Origin of the sequence: Micromonospora sp. D75, assembly GCF_018070405.1 — a bacterium.
In the GTDB taxonomy this organism is placed as follows: domain Bacteria; phylum Actinomycetota; class Actinomycetes; order Mycobacteriales; family Micromonosporaceae; genus Micromonospora; species Micromonospora chalcea.
The window spans coordinates 1-1,038 of sequence record NZ_JAGPXV010001048.1 but is presented as its reverse complement, the minus strand read 5'-3'; the positions used below and the strand labels follow the sequence as shown (position 1 = coordinate 1,038).

Here is a 1,038-nt window from a genome sequence, read left to right as displayed (position 1 = left end):
GCCCGCGTACCCGCAGCACGTCGTGGTCGTCCATGTCCAGCACGGGGACGAGCAGCTCCAGCATGTGGTCGGAGATGGACGCGGCCCCCTCCATGCGTACCGGCGGACCGAACCGGCGCCGGGCCAGTTCCCGTTCCAGCGCCTGGAGCAGGTCCTCGTCGCGGTCCTCGTCCACCTCGACCTCGGCGTTGCGGGTCACCCGGAACAGGTGGCACTCGACCACCTGCATGCCGGAGAAGAGCTGGCCGAGGTGCACCGAGATGAGGTCCTCCACCGGCAGGAACCGCACGCCCGGCTGCTCCCGGTGGACCCGGACGAACCGGGGCACGTTGTTCGGCACCTTGACCCGGGCGAACAGCTCCGAGCCGCCGTCCGGGTCGCGTACCGAGACGGCCAGGTTCAGCGACCGGCCGGAGATGTACGGGAACGGGTGCGCCGGGTCGACCGCCAGCGGGGTGAGCACCGGGAAGATGTGCTCCCGGAACCAGGTGCGCAGCCGCTCCCGCTCGGCGTCGTCCAGGTCGCTCCAGCGCAGGATGCGGATGTCCTCGGCGGCGAGCTTCGGCAGCACGTCGTCGACCAGGCAGGCGGCGTGCCGGGCGACCAGGCCGGCGGCCTTCTCGGTGACGAGTTCGAGCTGGGTGCGCAGCGGCAGCCGGTCGCCACCGCGCACCGGCAGGCCCGCGGAGAGGCGGCGCTTCAACCCGGCCACCCGGACCATGTAGAACTCGTCCAGGTTGCTGGCGAAGATGGCCAGGAACTTCGCCCGTTCCAGCAGCGGGGTGCGCGGGTCCTCGGCGAGCGCCAGCACCCGGGCGTTGAAGTCGAGCCAGGACAGCTCCCGGTTGAGGAAGCGGTCCTCCGGCAGCGGCTGCGCCGGTGGCGACCCGGCGTCCGGGCCGGTCTCGTCCGGGCCGGTCTCGTCCGGGCCCTCGACCGGGTCGAGCGGCTCGTCCAGCCCGGTGGCGCCGGCCGCGTCCGGGTCGGCGCCGAGGCGCTCCTCCGGGGGCCGGGGCTGGCGGAACCGCCCGTCCGGGC

Annotated in this window: 1 pseudogene; it reads right to left on the bottom strand. The window is 73.7% G+C overall.

Annotated elements, in window-relative coordinates:
* Window positions 1-958: pseudogene (locus KBX39_RS31875) on the bottom strand (RNA degradosome polyphosphate kinase); the annotation flags it as partial.
* Window positions 959-1,038: the final 80 nt, after the last annotated feature.